The organism is Roseibium sp. MMSF_3544, assembly GCF_030732845.1.
In the GTDB taxonomy this organism is placed as follows: Bacteria; Pseudomonadota; Alphaproteobacteria; order Rhizobiales; family Stappiaceae; genus Roseibium.
In genome coordinates, this window is sequence record NZ_JASHKA010000001.1 from 148,899 (window position 1) to 165,685 (window position 16,787).

At 56.8% G+C, this 16,787-nt stretch carries 13 protein-coding genes; all 13 read left to right on the forward strand.

Translation table 11 applies throughout. The features are described 5' to 3' along the window. Window positions 1–76 precede the first annotated feature (76 nt). The 13 genes from RBB47_RS00695 (at window position 77) to glnT (ending at window position 15,575) form a co-directional block, all read left to right on the forward strand. Window positions 77–3,154, forward strand: a complete 3,078-nt coding sequence (locus RBB47_RS00695; RefSeq protein ID WP_305983789.1) for a DUF2169 domain-containing protein — start codon at window positions 77–79, stop codon at window positions 3,152–3,154. Beyond that, complete coding sequence (locus RBB47_RS00700) at window positions 3,144–4,202, forward strand: pentapeptide repeat-containing protein (protein ID WP_305983790.1); 1,059 nt, start codon at window positions 3,144–3,146, stop codon at window positions 4,200–4,202. The genes RBB47_RS00695 and RBB47_RS00700 overlap by 11 nt, the downstream gene beginning before the upstream one ends. 69 nt (window positions 4,203–4,271) lie before the next feature. Further along, entirely contained in the window at window positions 4,272–4,673 is a 402-nt protein-coding gene (locus tag RBB47_RS00705) for a PAAR-like domain-containing protein (protein ID WP_305983791.1), read from the forward strand. Between the two features lie 43 nt (window positions 4,674–4,716). Further along, window positions 4,717–5,646 carry a hypothetical protein gene (locus RBB47_RS00710; protein ID WP_305983792.1) on the forward strand — a complete coding sequence of 310 codons (930 nt, stop codon included), beginning with the start codon at window positions 4,717–4,719 and terminating at the stop codon, window positions 5,644–5,646. 10 nt (window positions 5,647–5,656) lie between these two features. Then, window positions 5,657–6,550 (forward strand): hypothetical protein, encoded by an 894-nt coding sequence (locus RBB47_RS00715; protein WP_305983793.1) that lies wholly within the window; start codon window positions 5,657–5,659, stop codon window positions 6,548–6,550. A 5-nt stretch (window positions 6,551–6,555) separates the two neighbouring features. Further along, window positions 6,556–7,413, forward strand: a complete 858-nt coding sequence (locus RBB47_RS00720; protein WP_305983794.1) for a hypothetical protein — start codon at window positions 6,556–6,558, stop codon at window positions 7,411–7,413. Between the two features lie 49 nt (window positions 7,414–7,462). Further along, window positions 7,463–8,068 carry a DUF3540 domain-containing protein gene (locus RBB47_RS00725; RefSeq protein ID WP_305983795.1) on the forward strand — a complete coding sequence of 202 codons (606 nt, stop codon included), beginning with the start codon at window positions 7,463–7,465 and terminating at the stop codon, window positions 8,066–8,068. Between the two features lie 46 nt (window positions 8,069–8,114). Beyond that, window positions 8,115–9,971 (forward strand): tetratricopeptide repeat protein, encoded by a 1,857-nt coding sequence (locus RBB47_RS00730; protein WP_305983796.1) that lies wholly within the window; start codon window positions 8,115–8,117, stop codon window positions 9,969–9,971. 220 nt (window positions 9,972–10,191) lie between these two features. Further along, window positions 10,192–10,827: an XRE family transcriptional regulator gene (locus tag RBB47_RS00735; protein WP_305983797.1), complete on the forward strand. Its 636-nt coding sequence runs from the start codon at window positions 10,192–10,194 to the stop codon at window positions 10,825–10,827. 479 nt (window positions 10,828–11,306) lie between these two features. Beyond that, window positions 11,307–12,194: a glutamine amidotransferase family protein gene (locus RBB47_RS00740; protein WP_305983798.1), complete on the forward strand. Its 888-nt coding sequence runs from the start codon at window positions 11,307–11,309 to the stop codon at window positions 12,192–12,194. A gap of 2 nt (window positions 12,195–12,196) precedes the next feature. Beyond that, window positions 12,197–12,880: a protein GlxC gene (locus RBB47_RS00745; protein WP_305983799.1), complete on the forward strand. Its 684-nt coding sequence runs from the start codon at window positions 12,197–12,199 to the stop codon at window positions 12,878–12,880. Window positions 12,881–12,882: 2 nt separating this feature from the next. Beyond that, window positions 12,883–14,208 carry an FMN-binding glutamate synthase family protein gene (locus RBB47_RS00750; RefSeq protein ID WP_305983800.1) on the forward strand — a complete coding sequence of 442 codons (1,326 nt, stop codon included), beginning with the start codon at window positions 12,883–12,885 and terminating at the stop codon, window positions 14,206–14,208. Between the two features lie 62 nt (window positions 14,209–14,270). Next, window positions 14,271–15,575, forward strand: coding sequence for a type III glutamate--ammonia ligase (gene glnT, locus RBB47_RS00755; RefSeq protein ID WP_305983801.1), 1,305 nt, complete (start codon window positions 14,271–14,273; stop codon window positions 15,573–15,575). The last annotated feature ends 1,212 nt before the right edge of the window (window positions 15,576–16,787 follow it).

A 16,787-nucleotide genomic window follows, 5' to 3' on the forward strand; every position in this document is an offset into this window, starting at 1 on the left:
GCTTTCCTGCATTCAAAACGTCCAGACGATTAATGCAGAAAAGTACCTTGTCGCGACCTTGTATTTTGGTGTGGACTTGAAGCAGCGCGAGGCGCTGGTTTCAGAAGACCAGTATCTTTCTACCTCGATTGCGCGGATGCCCGGTGGAACCGTCCCCGACCAGGGTTTTCCAAAAGGGCAAGCTGAAGTTCTTGTTGCCGGGGAGGCGCAGGCGCCGGAGGGAAAAGCAGCCCAATCTGTCGAAGTGTCTGTTTCTGTCGGCGGCTTTCGAAAGAGGGCGCTTGTCTTTGGCAACCGTTTCTGGACCCGTCAGCACTCCAATGACTACACATTGACACAGGCCGAGCCGTTCGAAAGACAGCTGCTGGAGCCGGCACGGGCCTTTGGCGGCGGAACCCACGCGACCAACAAACTGGGCAAAGGGTTCCAGATCGACTACGTAATGCAGGAGTTTGGCTATGCAGCCCTGCCAAACATAGAAGATCCTGAAACGCTGATCCTGCACCCAGGCGATGCGCCCGAACCGGTGGTGTTCGGCCCCCTCGATGCAGATCACCCTCTCAGGAAATCCTGCCTTGGGCAGGTCGACGGCGCCTGGCTGCACACAACCTTTCCCGGTCCGCCTCCGGGTTTCTCATTCGAGTATTTTAACGTTGCTTCCCAGGACCAGAGACTGGCGACGCCATTGGCCGGCGACGAGGCCATCGTCATCAGGGGAATGGACGCAGAGACACCTGAGTTGAGGTCAAGCCTACCGGGCCTAGTCCCGCGTCTATTTGCCGTTCATGACGAAAACGCGGAGACGCTTACCGAAATTCCGCTGAAATGCGACACGCTCTGGGTCTTTGGCACCGACGGCCTTGCCGGGGTCTATTTCAGAGGTCTTCTGAAGACGAGCGATGAAGCGCTCGCCACCGACGCCGGACTGATCGCCGGTCTTGAGCGGCTGTCGGACGAGCCGCGCTCGCCAGCGCACTACGCGGAAGTCTTTCGTTTGAGAACCGACCCGGTTGATGGACCCCTACATGCTCTGAATGAGCAACAACTCATGCCGGAGCTTTCTGAAGCAGAGCTTCAAGACATTGAAGCACGCTCAAATGCCTACACGGAAAAAGTTGCCAGCAAGGCAGAGCGGTACCTGAATGCTTCGCTTGAGGACATGAAGGCAAAAAGCGGTTTGCCCGAGGCGCTTCACCCGACCATGAACAAGCCCGACGTCCCGCGGATCCCGCTGCCGGACCCTGACGATCTTTTGGCCGGGCGCGTGGATATGGTGGCATCCCTCAAAAAAACTCTTCAGGCAATGGACGGTTTAAGAGCGCTCGAAGACAAGGAGGGCGCAGCGGCCGAAGCGTTCATAGAAAAGTCCGGTCTCTCACTACCCAAAGTGCCGGAAAGTGCCCTGGAAGAAGCAGTTAAGTCCGGCGACCCGCAGGCCAGCGATATTTTCAAGTCCGTCGTGCAGGATCTGATCGACCCAGCCCATCTTGCTGAGAACGCGAAAAAGATGGCGCAAGAAGCTCCGGATAACGCGGTTTCCACCCAGGATGCCGTCACCGACGCAGTGGACGACATCCTCAAGCAGCTAAACATCATGCCCGATGTGCCTGACGAGGAGGACTTGTTTCAGAAGGCGCGCGCGCGGGCCCTTGCGTTGCCTGAAGCCGACCCGTTCTACAAATTGAAGCAACAGCTAGAAGGCCTGGATGCGTCGGCCTTTTCGATCCCTGATCCGCAGTCGCTCGTTCCGCCCGACGCCAAGGACGCGTTTTCGGAGGTTGGCACGCCTGAGTCACCGATAGATAGCGGCTATGCACAGGTGGCGGCGACTGCCGCAGAGCTGGACGCCGACACCAAGGCCGCGCTCGAAACGGTAGATGCCGCGCTGGCCGATCTGCTGCCCGGCACGGCGGGAAAGGACGTTCCGCCCAGCCAGGTCATTGCCGACGAACTCGGGCGCCTTGCAAGCCAAAATCAGGAAACGTTGGATCCGCCTACCTTGCTCAAGGAGGCAAGAGAAGCAGTGTCCATGACCGAGGACGACTTTTTTGCGGATCTGGACGAAGACGAGCGAGAGCACCTGTTAGGCCAGGATCACGAACGCTCGAAGCTGCCGGAGGCTGTCTACCCGCTCGAGACCTACTCAGATTCTGTCTGCAAACGTCTTGGCGATCTGGTGGTCGAGCGGTTGGCCGAAGGCGAAAATTTTTCCAGGAGGGACATTGCCGGTGCGGACCTGAGCGAAAGGGATCTGGCAAGCGGTCTCGATCTGTCCGGCACGCTGATGGAGAAGGCTTGCCTGATCGAAACGAACCTCAGCGGTGCCAACTTGACGGCGGCAGCACTGACGGCGGCGCGCATGGAGCGCGCATGGTTGGACCGCGCTGACTTTTCGCGCGCAAACCTGTCGAGATGCGCGGCATCGGACGCCCGTTTTCTCGATTGCCGTTTCTCGGAAAGATTCTGGTTGGAACCCACTTTCAAGAATGCGGTTTTCGACGGCTCAGAGTTCACCGGGCAGGTGATTTCGAAGGGCGATTTTGCCGGGGCAAGCCTGGAAGGCTGTTCGTTCGAAAACTGTGTGTTTCTGAACTGCGATTTTTCCGGCGGCAAGTTCGACAAGTCGCGACTGAGCAATTGCACCTTCATCGACTGCACGGCGCCGGACACGTCCTGGTTTGCCAGTGGTCTGAAGAAAGTCCTGTTCACCGATCTGAAAGCACCGAATTCTGATTGGGGCAACATGACCATCTCCAATTCCAATTTTGCAGGCAAAACCGATCTGAGCGGCGCTTATCTTGATCGCATTGACGCGCACCATGTGACTTTTCTGGGAAGCACCTTGAGTGAATGCCTGTTTCTGAGATCGAAGATGCGGGAGTGCAGTTTCCTGAACTGCGATATGTCCAACAGTGACTGCCGTGCCCTGGACGGCAAGCGGTCAATGTTTACCGGTGTCGATCTGAACCGTGCCAATCTGTTCGCCGCGAACCTGCTGGAGGTTCAGTTCGATGCCTGTGAGGCACCGGCCGCCAGTTTCCGCTCAGCCAATCTTTATTCGGCGAACCTGTCGGGACTGACACTGCCTGCGGCAGACTTGACCGGCGCGAACACTGGCCGAACCATCCTGGAGTTGCCGACCAATGCAGATTGAAGAGCTTCTCTTTCGGGTTGAAAACGGCCTCACCATTGAAGGACAGAATTTCACCGGTCTCGATGCGACATCCCGCACGCTCGAGGAGGGAAAGTTCGTGAACTGCGTCTTTGACAACGCGGTATTCGACGACTGCCATTTCTCAGAGTGCACTTTCATCAAATGCGTCTTCAAAAATGCCTCGTTTGTCCGCTGCTCGTTCGACACCAGCGTTTTCATGCGGTGCACAGTGCCCCTGTGTGTCTTCAACGATTGCAGCTTTCAATCGACCAGCTTCATGACGTCCGATCTCAAGCAGGCATCGTTCGAACGCTGTGACATGACCGGCTGCAACATGATCAACTCAAGCCTGGACAAGGTCAGTTTTGCCGAAAGCGGCATGGAGCGCTGCGCGCTTCTGGAAAACACCTTCGATGAAATCGGCCTTGCCGGCAGCGGCTGGTACCGTTCAACCTTCACGAAAGCGGACCTGAGAGCGTCCGATCTGACGGGCGTTGAGTTCGAGCAGGTGCTGTTTGCAAACAGCAACCTGTCGCACAAGGATCTTTCAGGCCGGAAATTCAAAAGCAACACTGTGTCAGACAGTGAGCTTGCCGGCGTTCGTTTTCAAGGTGCGGACATCGACCACAGCCTGTTTGTGAACTGCAATCTGGAGACCGCTAATTTCGAAGGTGCCAATGCGCCATATTCCATGTTCGCGGGATCGAACATCACCGAAGCCCAGTTCACACAAGCCCGGCTGACCAACGCGGTCTTTGCCAATGCGGTCGCCGCGAGGGCGTCCTTTGTCGATGCCGAGCTTCAGATGGGCGTGTTTGACAGCGCCGACTGCACAGAAGCCCGCTTCGACCGGGCGAAGCTTCAATATGCCGACTTTACTCACGCAGATTGCCGGAGCGGCGGGTTCATGGAGGCCGGTTTCGACCTGACCCGGTTTCACGGAACCAACACGGACGGCATCAACGAACATGGTGCGACCGGCAGCAAGGTGCCGACAGACCAGGACCGCCTGCTGGCGGAAGTTTACACGCCAGACAAGGTGCAATGACGTCGCCAGTCCCTAACGGCGAGGCAAATCCCCTTGGACCTGGACATTTGAATTGAAAGGGAAGGACACATGGCAACTGTACTGAGCTCGGGCCCCATGCCGGCAATGGATGTTTCGCCGCTGGACGCCTATTTGCAGCCGACGCCGGCCGGACCGATCCCGGCAGTGATGCCGGCAACGGGCATGCGCGCTTCGGCCGTGCCAACCCAGATGTGTTTTCTCTACACCGGTTTTCCGGTGCACACCTCCATGACGATGATGCCGACCTGTGTTGCAGGCCCGGGACCTGGTGTCGTTTCCGGAATGCCGATGAGCGCGTGCCGGTCCGCGAAGGGGTCGACGAATGTGATCGTGATGGGGCAGCAATTGGCACGGGCGGGTCTGGACCCCTCCCAGGAAAACGGCCTCACCGCAAACTCGATAGGTGTTTCCTCGCCGTCGCAGGCGACGCTGCTCAACCCGATGGGATGAGCGTGGAAAGAGGGTCGCAACAGATCCAGTATTGGAGACCGGAATGCCGGATGGATTAAGCGGGCTGCCGACGCCTGAAGAAGACGAACAGAAGAAGTGGCTCTACTTTGCCATACCCGGCAAAGGGTCGAAGGATCCCTATAGCGGCCAGTATCTCCGGCTCTACTCTGGCATTGGCCAGGCCGAGAAATCCCACATTCCGGAAGCGGCCTTTACCGCGGCCTCACCGCTTCTGACACCGGCAGCAGCGGGGGCGTCGGAGTTCAAGTCGGCGACCATGTCGGCCAAAGGCGTCTATATCCTGACGGCCGACCAGAGGCTCAAGGAGACCTTCGGTCACGCCTTGACGGAGGTGGTCCGGCAAGGTGATCACCACAAGCAGGTTGAGGAAGGCAGCTGGAAGCTCGTCTCCGAACAAGGTGAAATGAAAATCAAGGCGTCCGCCACGGAAGCCAACGGCAAAGTCACGCTGACGTCCTCGGGTTCGGATATCGTCGTGACAGCCGAAAACGGCACAACAACGATCACGCAAAAAGAAAGAGTGAACGAGCAGGAAGGCGACTTTTTCGAAACCGTTTGGGTCGCGAACCTGTCATGGACCAAAGGCAGGAGCACGAGCAAGTGTTTAGGGTTGGGTTTTAGGCTCAATATTATGTTTGAGATATCAACCTACGTTTCGGCAGCGATATCTGGCACCGTCATTGACGCAAATATTCATGGTTTTGCCAAAATATTCAGTATTTGGTCTGTTCGTTTCTATGGATTCAATCGAAATGCGTATCTGATTAACTCCAAGAGAGCGCTTGTTTACAATGAATTTACTGTGTCAAAGGTCTCTCAGATTGTCAGCGAAGCTTTCAACGCCCAGCTAAGTTACACGGGCGGAACAGTCGAATTGAAACAACGTATCGCGGAAGCTCGCTCTGTAGCGCTCTCTCAGGGGTGGTCGGGCATGAAGGTATACAACTCTTGAGGAGGCCCTAATGGCAAATGTACTTTGGGGAATTCCACCCGACAACGACACCGCGTTCGACATGTCCAAAGGCACATATCTACGCATGGGTACCTACTCGGACGATCCGGACATCAACGTCGACGAGCGCCTCGTGCTGCCCTTCGAGTACCTTCAGGATCAAAAGACGGAAGACAAGGAACAAGCACTTCAGGCCAGCGAAGGTATCCTGTTTTCCACGCGCGGCAGCTATGTGGTCGAAACCGAGAAACAGGGCGTGATCGATATAGGCGCGGGTATCAGTGAACACGTGACCGGGGCCGGGAACGATCTGGAAGAAAAAACCAACGAAGGCAACATCTACGCGACGATTGAAAAGGGGAACCTTTCAATCAACGGAACCTCAAGTTTCGACATTGAATCAACGTCGAGCGATGTCACTTTTAACGCAGCCAACGGAGTCCTCAAGACCAAGGCGAACAAGCTGAGAAAGTTCACGAAGGGCAGCCATATCGAGCGTGTGCTGGCAGATTCGGTGACTGACGTCAGAGGCACCAACACCTGCATTACGTCGGGCCCAAATGTCAATTTGCTGATCGCAGGATCGGCATCCTTCAATATTTCCGCCGTCGAAGTCTATCCAGTGCTTGTGGTTGACATCTCGCTTGCGCCAATCACCGTCGGGCTTGTGAACTTGAGCAGGAGACGCCTGAGCGAGACTTATCTTACAGTGGACACCCAGTATTCGGTTTTTCTTGTCAACAGTAGCGCTGTTCAGCTCTCAAACGAATTTTGTCACAATGATCTGAATGGCGTTGGCATCTTTAGATGGCCCTTCGGGCTAAAGGAATTTCAATTCGAATTGCTATATGGGAATCTCAAATCGTATTCAGGATTATTTACAGCTGTAGCGGTGGGAAAGTGATGACTATGAGCTTGAGTAACACAGCTGCGCCAAGTGTCGAATACTTTCTTCCGAAGGATAAAAACGATCCTAACTTCAGGAACAACGTGTTTTATTTGAGGTTGGGTGCATATGATGCGTCGCACGAGCCGGAAAGTTCGGCATCCGATGCTCCAACGGGTCTTTATTGCTACAGCCCGGATCACTACACGCTCAAGGCGACCGGAAAGCTTTATGAAACGGTTGCGGGGCCGGCACAGGTCATCGTCGAGGAGGGGGATTACGTTTATACGAATACAGACGGTGATCTCACTATCGACGTCGGCCAAGGCGTGTTGCTCAAAGCCGAGGAGACGGTGGAGATCATCGCCGATGGACCTTCGGCGGACGGTAAAGAAACGTTTCTGATAGATGCGGGCGACAAAAACAATATTCGTTTCAGTCAGAAAGGATACGATGACACGGTCAGGTCGTATAGCAAATCCATCACCAAGGGAAACAAGTTCAAATACATCTATAAGGCGTCTCTTACTGGGCACCTTGGGATAAGCCATAACCTCAACTACAGTTTTGACGTCAAGATCAGCACGTTCAGTTTCAGCACCAAGCTCAGTGCGGCTGTTGACGGCAAGTCATTTGCATTTACGCTTGGCCACAGTGCGTTCACTGTGATTACCGGACGACAACTCTCAGTTTATATTGCGGCTTACGAGCGAACATTTCTTGAGGAAGAATTTCTGGTTGGAAAAAATAGTTCAGCCAAAACAAGTTACGAGGAAATTGCTGATAGAGCTGCGTTTGTGAACTATATGTGTGGTCATTGTGAGATCAATATTGAGTCTGCGGCAGTAGATGTCGAAAGTCACTCACTTGCTTCCATTTAAAGACTATTTGGAAATTGAACAAACACCGAGAAAGTAGCGAGTAAAGTAAATGAGCGAGCTCGATCTCAAAGAGAAGCCGGTAGATAGCCTTTCAGTCTCAAACGGGTTTCCAACCGGCAGTATGCTTGTCGAGCAGATAGACGGGCAGGACATTCTCATGCGGCGCGAAGACGGATCGTTGCAAAGAAGTGTCAGGGCTTTCAGCTGCCTTGCTCAACCGGAACCCGGTGACACCGTTCTGACGGCGGAAAACGGCGGCAAGACCTATGTACTCGCGATCCTTGAGCGCCCTTCGTCGGAGGAGCAGGTTCCCTTGTCGCTCACGAGCGAGACTGCCATTCGCGTGAAGGCCCCCAGGTTTTCCTTCGAAACGCCGGTTTTTGAAGTGGCGGCGGGTGCGATCTCCCTGGTGGCCGGTCTTTTCAATTCTCTCTTCAAGGAAAGCAACCGGATCGCAGGCACGGACCGCAGTTCTTCTGCGTCCGCGACGCAGACGACAGGTAGCAGGCTGACCGTGGTGCATCAGTCAGATGTGCAGAAGGCTGCGGAACTCAGCCAGACCATCGATGGCGGCATGGTCATTCAATCCAAAACCGCGATCTTGAACACGCAATCCGACCTGCGTCTCAATGGTGAGCGCGTCAATGTCGGCTAAGAGACTGTCCCGCCCAACGATCGGCTAATCAGCAGAGGTTCGAAACATGGCAAACGTCACGGAATTGGCGGGAGCTGCGCGCAAGCACCTGGAAAACGGCGACATCGACGATGCGCTTGAGCTCAGCCGGCAGGCGCTGGAGCGCGCTCCGCGCTCGCCGAAAGCCCTCAAGGCCTATGCCGGTTGCATGATCGCAACCGGAGATCTGGAAGCTGCTGCTTCCTGCCTGGCGCAGGTTCTCAAGATCAAGCCCGAAGATGCTGAGGCCGCGCACGATCTTGCGATTACCAAGCAAATGGTTGGGGACCCGGAAGCTGCCGAACTGCATTTGCAACGCGCCGTCGATCTGGAGCCGGAGAACGCGCTCTTTCATGATGCCTTGGGTGTGCATTATGCAAGCAGCGGCAATATGCAACGTGCGCTGGAGCTCGCCCTGAAAGCGCACGAACTCGATCCCGAAGACACGCGCATTCAACAAAATCTGGCAAGCCTGATGATGCAGGTCGGGGCGCCTTTTGATGCGCTGAATTATCTCTCCAACGTGCTCGAGAAAAAGCCCGACAACGCGGCGGCAAGGTCCATGCTTGCCAGCGTCTATCATGAGCTGAGCGATCACGAAGCCGGGTTCGAACATGCCAAGAATGCCTACCTAGCAAATCCGCGCGACCCGGTTGTGCTATCTGCATATGCGCAAAGCCTGTGTCATGTCGGCCGAGCGGAGGAGGCCGGCGAAGCCGCCGACAAAGCGCTCAAGCTTGCACCGGACTTGCTGCCTGCAGCAGAGGCGCGCGCGATCGCCAGCATTCAGTCCGGGGCGCCGCATGAGGGCGTCACGCTGCTGTCGGACCTTTTGAAGAAAAATGCCTCCAATCCGCACCTGTGCCTGGCACTGGCGAGAGCAATGCTGAGGTCCGGCAAGACCGACGAAGCGATCAGGCTCGCCGAATTGGCGGAAAAGGAACCGGCCAGCGCCGGAGAGGCAAGGGCTCTGCTCGGGCACTGCCATGCTCTCAAGGGCGACTTCGCAAAAATGTCGGACGCCAGGAAAAACCAGGGCGGGGAAGGATCGGAAGGTTCCGCGGACGACAAGGCCCTGCCGAATGCCGTTGTCATCCCCTTCGAGACCAAACCTGTCGAAGCGATCTTGCTGTCCAGGTTTTTGACGCAGGCTTACGGCGGATCCGACGCTTCAACGCATGCACCGCCCAAAATCTACGCTGCTCCGCCACTTGTTCCATTTCTGGAGCGCCTGGTCGTCAAGGCAGATATCAATCCGCTTGAAGAAGACAGCATTGGCAAGGCCGTTGCCAAGCAAGATGCGGCTTTGCTGACGGATTACGCCCTCGATGCGGGGCTGAGAGAATACAGTCCCGGTTTGTTCAAGCCCTACATTTCAAGTGATGACAGAGCAGACGATTTCTGGGCCGAAACGCTGAAGCCTTTCAAGCGTCCCTTCGTGGGCATTTCCTGGTCGAAGACCCGGCCGGGTGCCTTGCTGGAAGACGTCGCGGCCGGCCTGAAAGACTGGCCGGGTACAGTCTTCAGCCTGATCTGGGACGATCAACGCCACGAACTTGAAGGCAACAACGATATTGTCGATGCCGGACGCCATCTGGCGTCGCTGGAGGCGTTGATCGACATGATCCACAAGATGGACCTGATTGTTGCCCCGGATGACCTGATCCTTCATCTGGCAGGTGCTCAAAATGTGCGAAGCCTCGGGCTCGTTACTCCGGATCTGGACTGGTACATGCACGAGCAAAATGGCCGCTCCTACTGGTATCCGTCCGTTGAGCTGGTCAAGCGCGATTGGACGCAGTCACACCCGGACTATCAGCAGGACATCGCCTCCGCTGCCGCGGCTGCCGCCTCGACCGGGTCCAAAGATGAGGCGGAAAGCTAAAGCGCAGCACCGACGCATATCCTTCCGCGACCTTAACTGCCGGCCAAGCAGTCCGGCATCAGGTTTCCCTTTTGTTTGCATCAACACGGACAGCACCGCGAACTGCGGCCTTGCCTGCAAGCTGCGGACAGGCCACCTTGATCGCTCTTGTGTTTGATGGCTCATTTGCGGAAACAGCAAGACACTAAGCGCAGTCGTCGCGCGAAATAGGAGAGGGGCATTGCCCAAAAGAGATCCGAGCCTGACCCAGGATCCTCACGCGCTCAAAGAGGGGCGCGAGAAAAATCTGGAACTGGCGCTTGGCCGGCAGGTACGAGCCTTGCGAACAGAGCGCCGTATGACGGGAGCTGATCTCGCCGCGCAAACCGGTCTTTCCGTTGGCATGCTGTCGAAAATCGAAAATGGGGTTATCTCTCCGTCGCTTTCCACGATCCAGCTCCTTGCCAACGCCCTGCAAGTTCCCTTTGTGAGGCTCTTCTCAGGCTATGAGGAAGAGCGCGGCTGCATGCATGTAAAGGCCGGAAACGGCGTTGAGATCGAAAGGGCCGGAACACGGGCAGGGCACCAGTACAGCCTGCTTGGTCATATTGGTGCCAACGCAACGGGCGTTGTCACCGAACCTTATCTGATCACGCTGAACGACAAGAGCGACAGGTTTCCGACCTTCCAGCACGAGGGAATGGAATTTCTCTACATGCTGGAGGGCCGTGTCGAATACCGCCACGGCGATCAGCTCTATCTGCTGGAACCGGGCGACTCCCTGTTATTCGACGCAGATGCCCCGCACGGCCCGGAGGTTCTTCTGGAACTGCCGGCCAAATACCTCTCGATCATCACCTATCCTCAAAACCGGTAGATTTTTGCGCAGAACGGCTGCCCGGTTCAGAAAGCTCGATTGAATGTGTCTCCTTGAGGCAACGAGACAATACCGGTTTTTTCCAAGCCTTGACACGGAGCAGCTTCTCGGGCTTGTCGTCCCGGTTTGCCGCGCTAGCGGGAAGACCGGGACCTAGTACTCCGTGTGGCCAGTGACTGAAATAGATGGTGAGACTTGAGTTTACTGGATTCCGGCCTTGCGCTTCGCTCGAGCCGGAATGACAAATCTCCGGTTTGCAGATCGCCCAAATGACCCGATTCCCATTCGACCGGACAACAACAGCCGCAGAAGCGCCGGCTAGTCCAACCAGATCGCCGGCCGCTCATTTACGACGGGAATTCCGGACCTGAAAAGGTGGGCGAAAATGCTCCGTGTTTGTGCAAACTTGTTTCTTGAAAAGAAGAAAAATTTCTGCATGATAAAAATACGATAAACCAGTTTCTTGCCCGGAGACCGTTATGTGCGGAATTGTCGGCCTGTTTTTGAAAAAGGATGAGTTGCATCCACGTTTGGGAGATTTGCTGACTACGATGCTTGTGACCATGACGGATCGCGGGCCGGACAGCGCGGGGATAGCGATCTATTCAAACGAGGAAGGCGGGCTAAAGATCACGCTTCAGTCCGAAGCGCCTGACGAGGATTTTGAGGGATTGGGTGAGGCTCTTTCGGAAGCGTTGGGCATTCAAGCTGCTCTGAAACAGGTTGATACGCATGCCGTCCTGACGGTTCCGGAAACGGCCAGATCCGAAGCCCTGGCCTTTCTTGAGGAGCGAGGCTTGCGGGTCATGGGCGTCGGTGCGTCGATGGAAATCTACAAGGAAGTGGGACTTCCCGTCGATGTTGCCGCAAGATTTGGCCTTCGCGACATGGGCGGAACCCATGGTATCGGGCACACGCGCATGGCAACCGAGTCAGCAGTAACAACGCTTGGCGCGCACCCGTTTTCCACGGCCGACGACCAATGCCTGGTGCACAACGGGTCCTTGTCCAACCACAACCAGATGCGGCGCAAACTGGCCAAGAAGGGTGTTCTGACAAAAACCGAAAACGACACGGAAGTCGGAGCGGCCTACATTTCCTCACGGATTGCGGACGGCGCCGATTTGGGCGAAGCCCTTAAAGGAACACTTGAGGACCTGGACGGGTTCTTCACCTTCGTGACCGGAACGCGAAACGGATTTGGTGTTGTCCGTGACCCGATCGCCTGCAAGCCGGCCGTCATGGCCGAGACGGATGACTATGTCGCCTTCGCATCCGAATACCGGGCCTTTGCAGACCTGCCGGGGATCGAGACGGCCCGTGTCTGGGAACCGGAACCCGCCACTGTCTACTTTTGGGAGCGCTGAGAATGACCGTGCTGGATGCGGCGAACTTGTCGCTGCGGGACCTGAACCAGACCCTGCAGGCGGCGGCAAAAACAAGAAGCAATGAGGCCTTCGAGATTCTCAACCCCAGAGGATCACACGCGGTTGCTGTCGGTCTGGACGGGCCTGTCACCGTTACGATCAAAGGGTCGACTGGCTATTATTGCGCTGGAATGAACAAGGAAGCCAGCGTGACCGTGGAAGGTTCTGCCGGACCTGGAACGGCCGAAAACATGATGTCGGGTGTGGTCACCATTGAAGGTGATGCAAGCCAATATGCAGGCGCGACCGGCCATGGCGGTCTTCTGAACATCAAGGGGAATGCGTCCTCACGATGCGGTATTTCCATGAAGGGAATCGACATCGTCGTTCACGGCAATATCGGTCACATGTCCGCTTTCATGGCCCAGAAAGGCAATCTTGTCGTCCTTGGAGATGCAGGCGACGCGCTCGGAGACTCTCTCTACGAAGCCAGGTTGTTCGTGCGCGGCGAGGTCAAGTCGCTTGGAGCGGACTGCGTAGAGAAGGAAATGCGGCCTGAACACCTGAGCCTTCTGGAAGATCTGCTGGCAAGAGCCGGAGCGGACGCCAGCCCGGCCGAGTTCCGCCGCTACGGCTCGGCTCGCAAACTTTACAACTTCAACATTGACCACGCGGGCGAGTACTGATCATGGACAAGACACCTGATACGGAACCGCGCCAGAGTTGGACATTTTCCCGGGAAACGAATTCCGAAATTCGGCGTGCGGCGGAAAGCGGTATCTACGATATTCGAGGCGGCGGCGCGAAAAGACGGGTTCCGCATTTCGACGACCTGGTGTTTCTGGGAGCCTCCATTTCCCGCTACCCTTTGGAGGGATATCGGGAGAAGTGCGAAACAGCGGTGACGCTCGGAACACGGTTTGCCAAAAAACCGATCGAACTGAAAATCCCGATCACGATCGCGGGCATGTCTTTCGGTGCGCTTTCGGGCCAGGCCAAGGAAGCGCTCGGACGCGGTGCAACGCTGGCCGGAACGTCCACGACAACCGGAGACGGCGGGATGACGCCGGAGGAGCGCGGGCATTCGGACAAACTGGTCTACCAGTATCTGCCCAGCCGTTACGGGATGAACCCGGATGATCTTCGCCGCGCCGACGCCATTGAAATTGTCGTTGGGCAGGGCGCGAAGCCTGGTGGCGGAGGTATGCTCCTTGGCCAGAAAATCACCGAGCGTGTCGCCGGGATGCGCGATCTTCCCGAAGGAATTGACCAGAGGTCCGCGTGCCGTCACCCCGATTGGACCGGGCCGGATGATCTGGAAATCAAGATCCTGGAACTTCGGGAAATCACCAACTGGGAAAAGCCGATTTACGTCAAGATCGGTGGATCGCGTCCCTATTTCGATACGGCGCTTGCGATCAAGTCCGGAGCGGATGTGATCGTGCTTGATGGAATGCAGGGCGGGACGGCGGCGACGCAGGATGTTTTCATCGAGCATGTCGGGCTGCCGACGCTCGCATGCATCCGGCCCGCAGTTCAGGCCCTCCAGGATCTCAACATGCATCGCGAAGTCCAGCTTGTCGTCTCCGGCGGGATCCGCAACGGTGCGGACGTTGCCAAAGCGCTCGCGCTGGGTGCAGATGCTGTGGCGATCGGTACGGCGGCGCTTGTTGCGCTTGGTGACAATGATCCGAAGTGGGAAGAAGAATACCGCAAACTTGGGACGACCTACGGTGCCTACGACGACTGGCATGAAGGCGCCGACCCGGCCGGCATCACGACGCAGGATCCGGTGCTTGCCGCGCGCATGGATCCGGTGGAAGGCGGTCGGCGCCTGAGGAATTATCTCAATGTACTGACGCTGGAATGCCAGACGCTCGCGCGCGCCTGCGGCAAGAGCCACGTCCACAATCTGGAACCGGAAGACCTGTGCGCCTTGACGATGGAGGCCGCCGCGATGGCGCAGGTGCCGCTGGCCGGAACGGACTGGTATCCGGGCAAACCCGGCTTTTGAGCAACGTATAGCCGCTCGGGCGAAAGGCCAATCGCATACATAAACCGGAAGGAAACACGACAATGACGGATCTCGCTGAATTTGCCGCCGAAAAAGGCGTGAAGTACTTCATGATTTCCTTCACCGATCTCTTCGGTGCGCAGCGCGCCAAGCTGGTGCCGGCGCAAGCCATTGCCGAGATGGCGGAGGAGGGCGCCGGTTTTGCAGGATTTGCGACGTGGCTCGACATGACACCGGCGCATCCCGACATGCTCGCAGTGCCGGATCCGGAAACTGTCATCCAGATGCCCTGGCGGCCGGAAGTCGCCTGGGTCGCCGCCAATTGCGTGATGGAAGGCAGCGAGGTCGAACAGGCACCGAGAAATGTCCTGCGGCGGCTGGTCGCTGAAGCTGCGAAGGAAAGCCTTCGGGTCAAAACCGGTGTCGAAGCGGAGTTTTTCCTGCTGACACCGGAGGGAACGGAGATTTCCGATCCGGCCGACAAAGCCGAAAAGCCCTGCTACGACCAGCAGGCCGTGATGCGGCGCTACGACGTCATCTCAGAAATCTGCGACTACATGCTCGATCTCGGCTGGGGGCCTTACCAGAACGACCATGAGGACGCCAATGGCCAGTTCGAGATGAATTGGGAATTCGCCGATGCGCTCGTGACGGCCGACCGTCACAGTTTCTTCAAGTTCATGGTGAAATCGGTCGCTGAAAAGCATGGCTTCCGGGCGACTTTCATGCCCAAACCGGTCGAGGGCCTGACAGGAAATGGCTGCCATGCACATGTCTCGGTGTGGGACCTTGAGGGACAGTCCAACGCGTTTGTCGACATGTCACAGGAGCTGGGTCTTTCGGACAAGGGACGCGCTTTTCTTGGCGGCATCATGAAACATGCCGAAGGCCTGGCGGCGATCACGAACCCGACCGTGAACAGCTACAAGCGCATCAATGCACCCCGAACCCTTTCCGGGGCGACCTGGGCGCCGAACACCGTGACATGGACCGGCAACAACCGGACCCACATGGTCCGGGTGCCTGGACCCGGGCGTTTCGAACTGCGGCTCGCAGACGGCGCGGCAAACCCTTACCTTCTGCAGGCAGCCATTATCGCAGCCGGTTTGTCCGGCTTGAGAACAAACGCTGACCCCGGTCCCCGATACGATATCGACATGTATGCCGAGGGCCACACCGTAACGGATGTGAAGCATCTGCCGCTCAACTTGCTCGATGCGCTCCGTGCCTTTGATGCCGACGGGGAATTGAAAGCACTCCTCGGTGAAGAGTTTGCGGCGTCCTATGTCAAGATGAAAAACGAAGAGTGGAATTCGTTTGTTTCTCATTTCTCGGCATGGGAGCGAGAGCACACGCTGGATGTTTGAGCGCAAGAACAGGCGCTCTTGAGGAGAACGGGCCACGCCTCCACGGCCGAGCTTGATCAGCATGCGCGAAACAATGCTGCTTGAGCACATTGATTGGCTTTTTTGGGCATGTCATGGCCTTTGCCAAGAATTCGGTTCAAGCGCGGTTGCACACACCATCAGAACGAAACTCTTGCGCGCAGTTTAGATTTCTGTGTTCGCAGCGCATGGTTGCAAGGTGCCTGTCTTGTTAAAGTGCGCTTTGCGCGGCACGCAATCTTGCCTGCGCTAAACGTGCATCGTCCCCCATAATTATCTGATTTATATGAATTAATTTGAATATCGTACGTCTTGCGTACGTTCGAGTTCCGCATAACGGATAGAGGCATTCTTCTCGTATCGATAAGTCATGGTTTGACGAATCGGGGGATGAGGGTGCGACCGGCAGAAGAAAGCGGGTTCTCATGCAGAGCGGCATGGTCTGGTAGGCCGGTGCGTTTCATGTCGCCACGCCATGGCATTCACCTCAATGCCGACGCACTCCTTTTGCAGGCGTTCCTCAGAGTGATTTATTCGGCGCGTGATGCGTCGCCATTTCAGGACAATTTCAAAGGCACGACAAGGCGCACACCGAAATGCACATCAGGCAACTCTTCGAGCCGCCCGGTCACGGCGCCAGATCCAGTGTCGCATCGATGCCGGTCACATCAGCGTCCTGCGGCGGGGCCTCGGCGGGCTGCACGGGATGACGCGTGCTTTAGGCGGCTTCACGTACTGACTGCGCAATTGAAAATCAAACAGCCGCAATCGCCGAAGACCCTGACCTCGAGCCTAATACCTTTCCTGCCGCCCAAATGTGCAAAACACACCATTCTGCATCGCGTGGTGAGGGACCGTCCGTCGGCTCGCCGCGCCCGGACCCAGTCCGAATTGCCACATCCTGTTCCGGCATGGCAGCGCTTTATCGCTGCGTCGCTCTCATCTGTGCCGCAGTTAGCCGTTGGTGCGATGCCGGATGCTCCCACCCGCCTGGTAAAGACGCTGGAACTGACCCGATAGGTCCCCCACACCTGGCGAGTTTCAGCGTGACCCGGGCGGGTGGGGCACCCAATTTTTCCCACGTTTCATAGATGACATCCACAGATCAGTAGCGGGCGTGGAGACGCGAGCCAAAGTCAGTATTCGAAACCCTGGCCCTGCTTGAGTTTCTCGCCGGGTGTCTGCGGGTTCAGC

What these genes read in the sequence shown, in the direction of transcription:
- RBB47_RS00700 (WP_305983790.1), top strand. Translation starts at nt 3,144, where the DNA reads ATGCAGATTGAAGAGCTTCTCTTTCGGGTTGAAAACGGCCTCACCATT.
- glnT (WP_305983801.1), top strand. Translation starts at nt 14,271, where the DNA reads ATGACGGATCTCGCTGAATTTGCCGCCGAAAAAGGCGTGAAGTACTTC.
- RBB47_RS00750 (WP_305983800.1), top strand. Translation starts at nt 12,883, where the DNA reads ATGGACAAGACACCTGATACGGAACCGCGCCAGAGTTGGACATTTTCC.
- RBB47_RS00705 (WP_305983791.1), top strand. Translation starts at nt 4,272, where the DNA reads ATGGCAACTGTACTGAGCTCGGGCCCCATGCCGGCAATGGATGTTTCG.
- RBB47_RS00745 (WP_305983799.1), top strand. Translation starts at nt 12,197, where the DNA reads ATGACCGTGCTGGATGCGGCGAACTTGTCGCTGCGGGACCTGAACCAG.
- RBB47_RS00715 (WP_305983793.1), top strand. Translation starts at nt 5,657, where the DNA reads ATGGCAAATGTACTTTGGGGAATTCCACCCGACAACGACACCGCGTTC.
- RBB47_RS00740 (WP_305983798.1), top strand. Translation starts at nt 11,307, where the DNA reads ATGTGCGGAATTGTCGGCCTGTTTTTGAAAAAGGATGAGTTGCATCCA.
- RBB47_RS00730 (WP_305983796.1), top strand. Translation starts at nt 8,115, where the DNA reads ATGGCAAACGTCACGGAATTGGCGGGAGCTGCGCGCAAGCACCTGGAA.
- RBB47_RS00710 (WP_305983792.1), top strand. Translation starts at nt 4,717, where the DNA reads ATGCCGGATGGATTAAGCGGGCTGCCGACGCCTGAAGAAGACGAACAG.
- RBB47_RS00720 (WP_305983794.1), top strand. Translation starts at nt 6,556, where the DNA reads ATGAGCTTGAGTAACACAGCTGCGCCAAGTGTCGAATACTTTCTTCCG.
- RBB47_RS00725 (WP_305983795.1), top strand. Translation starts at nt 7,463, where the DNA reads ATGAGCGAGCTCGATCTCAAAGAGAAGCCGGTAGATAGCCTTTCAGTC.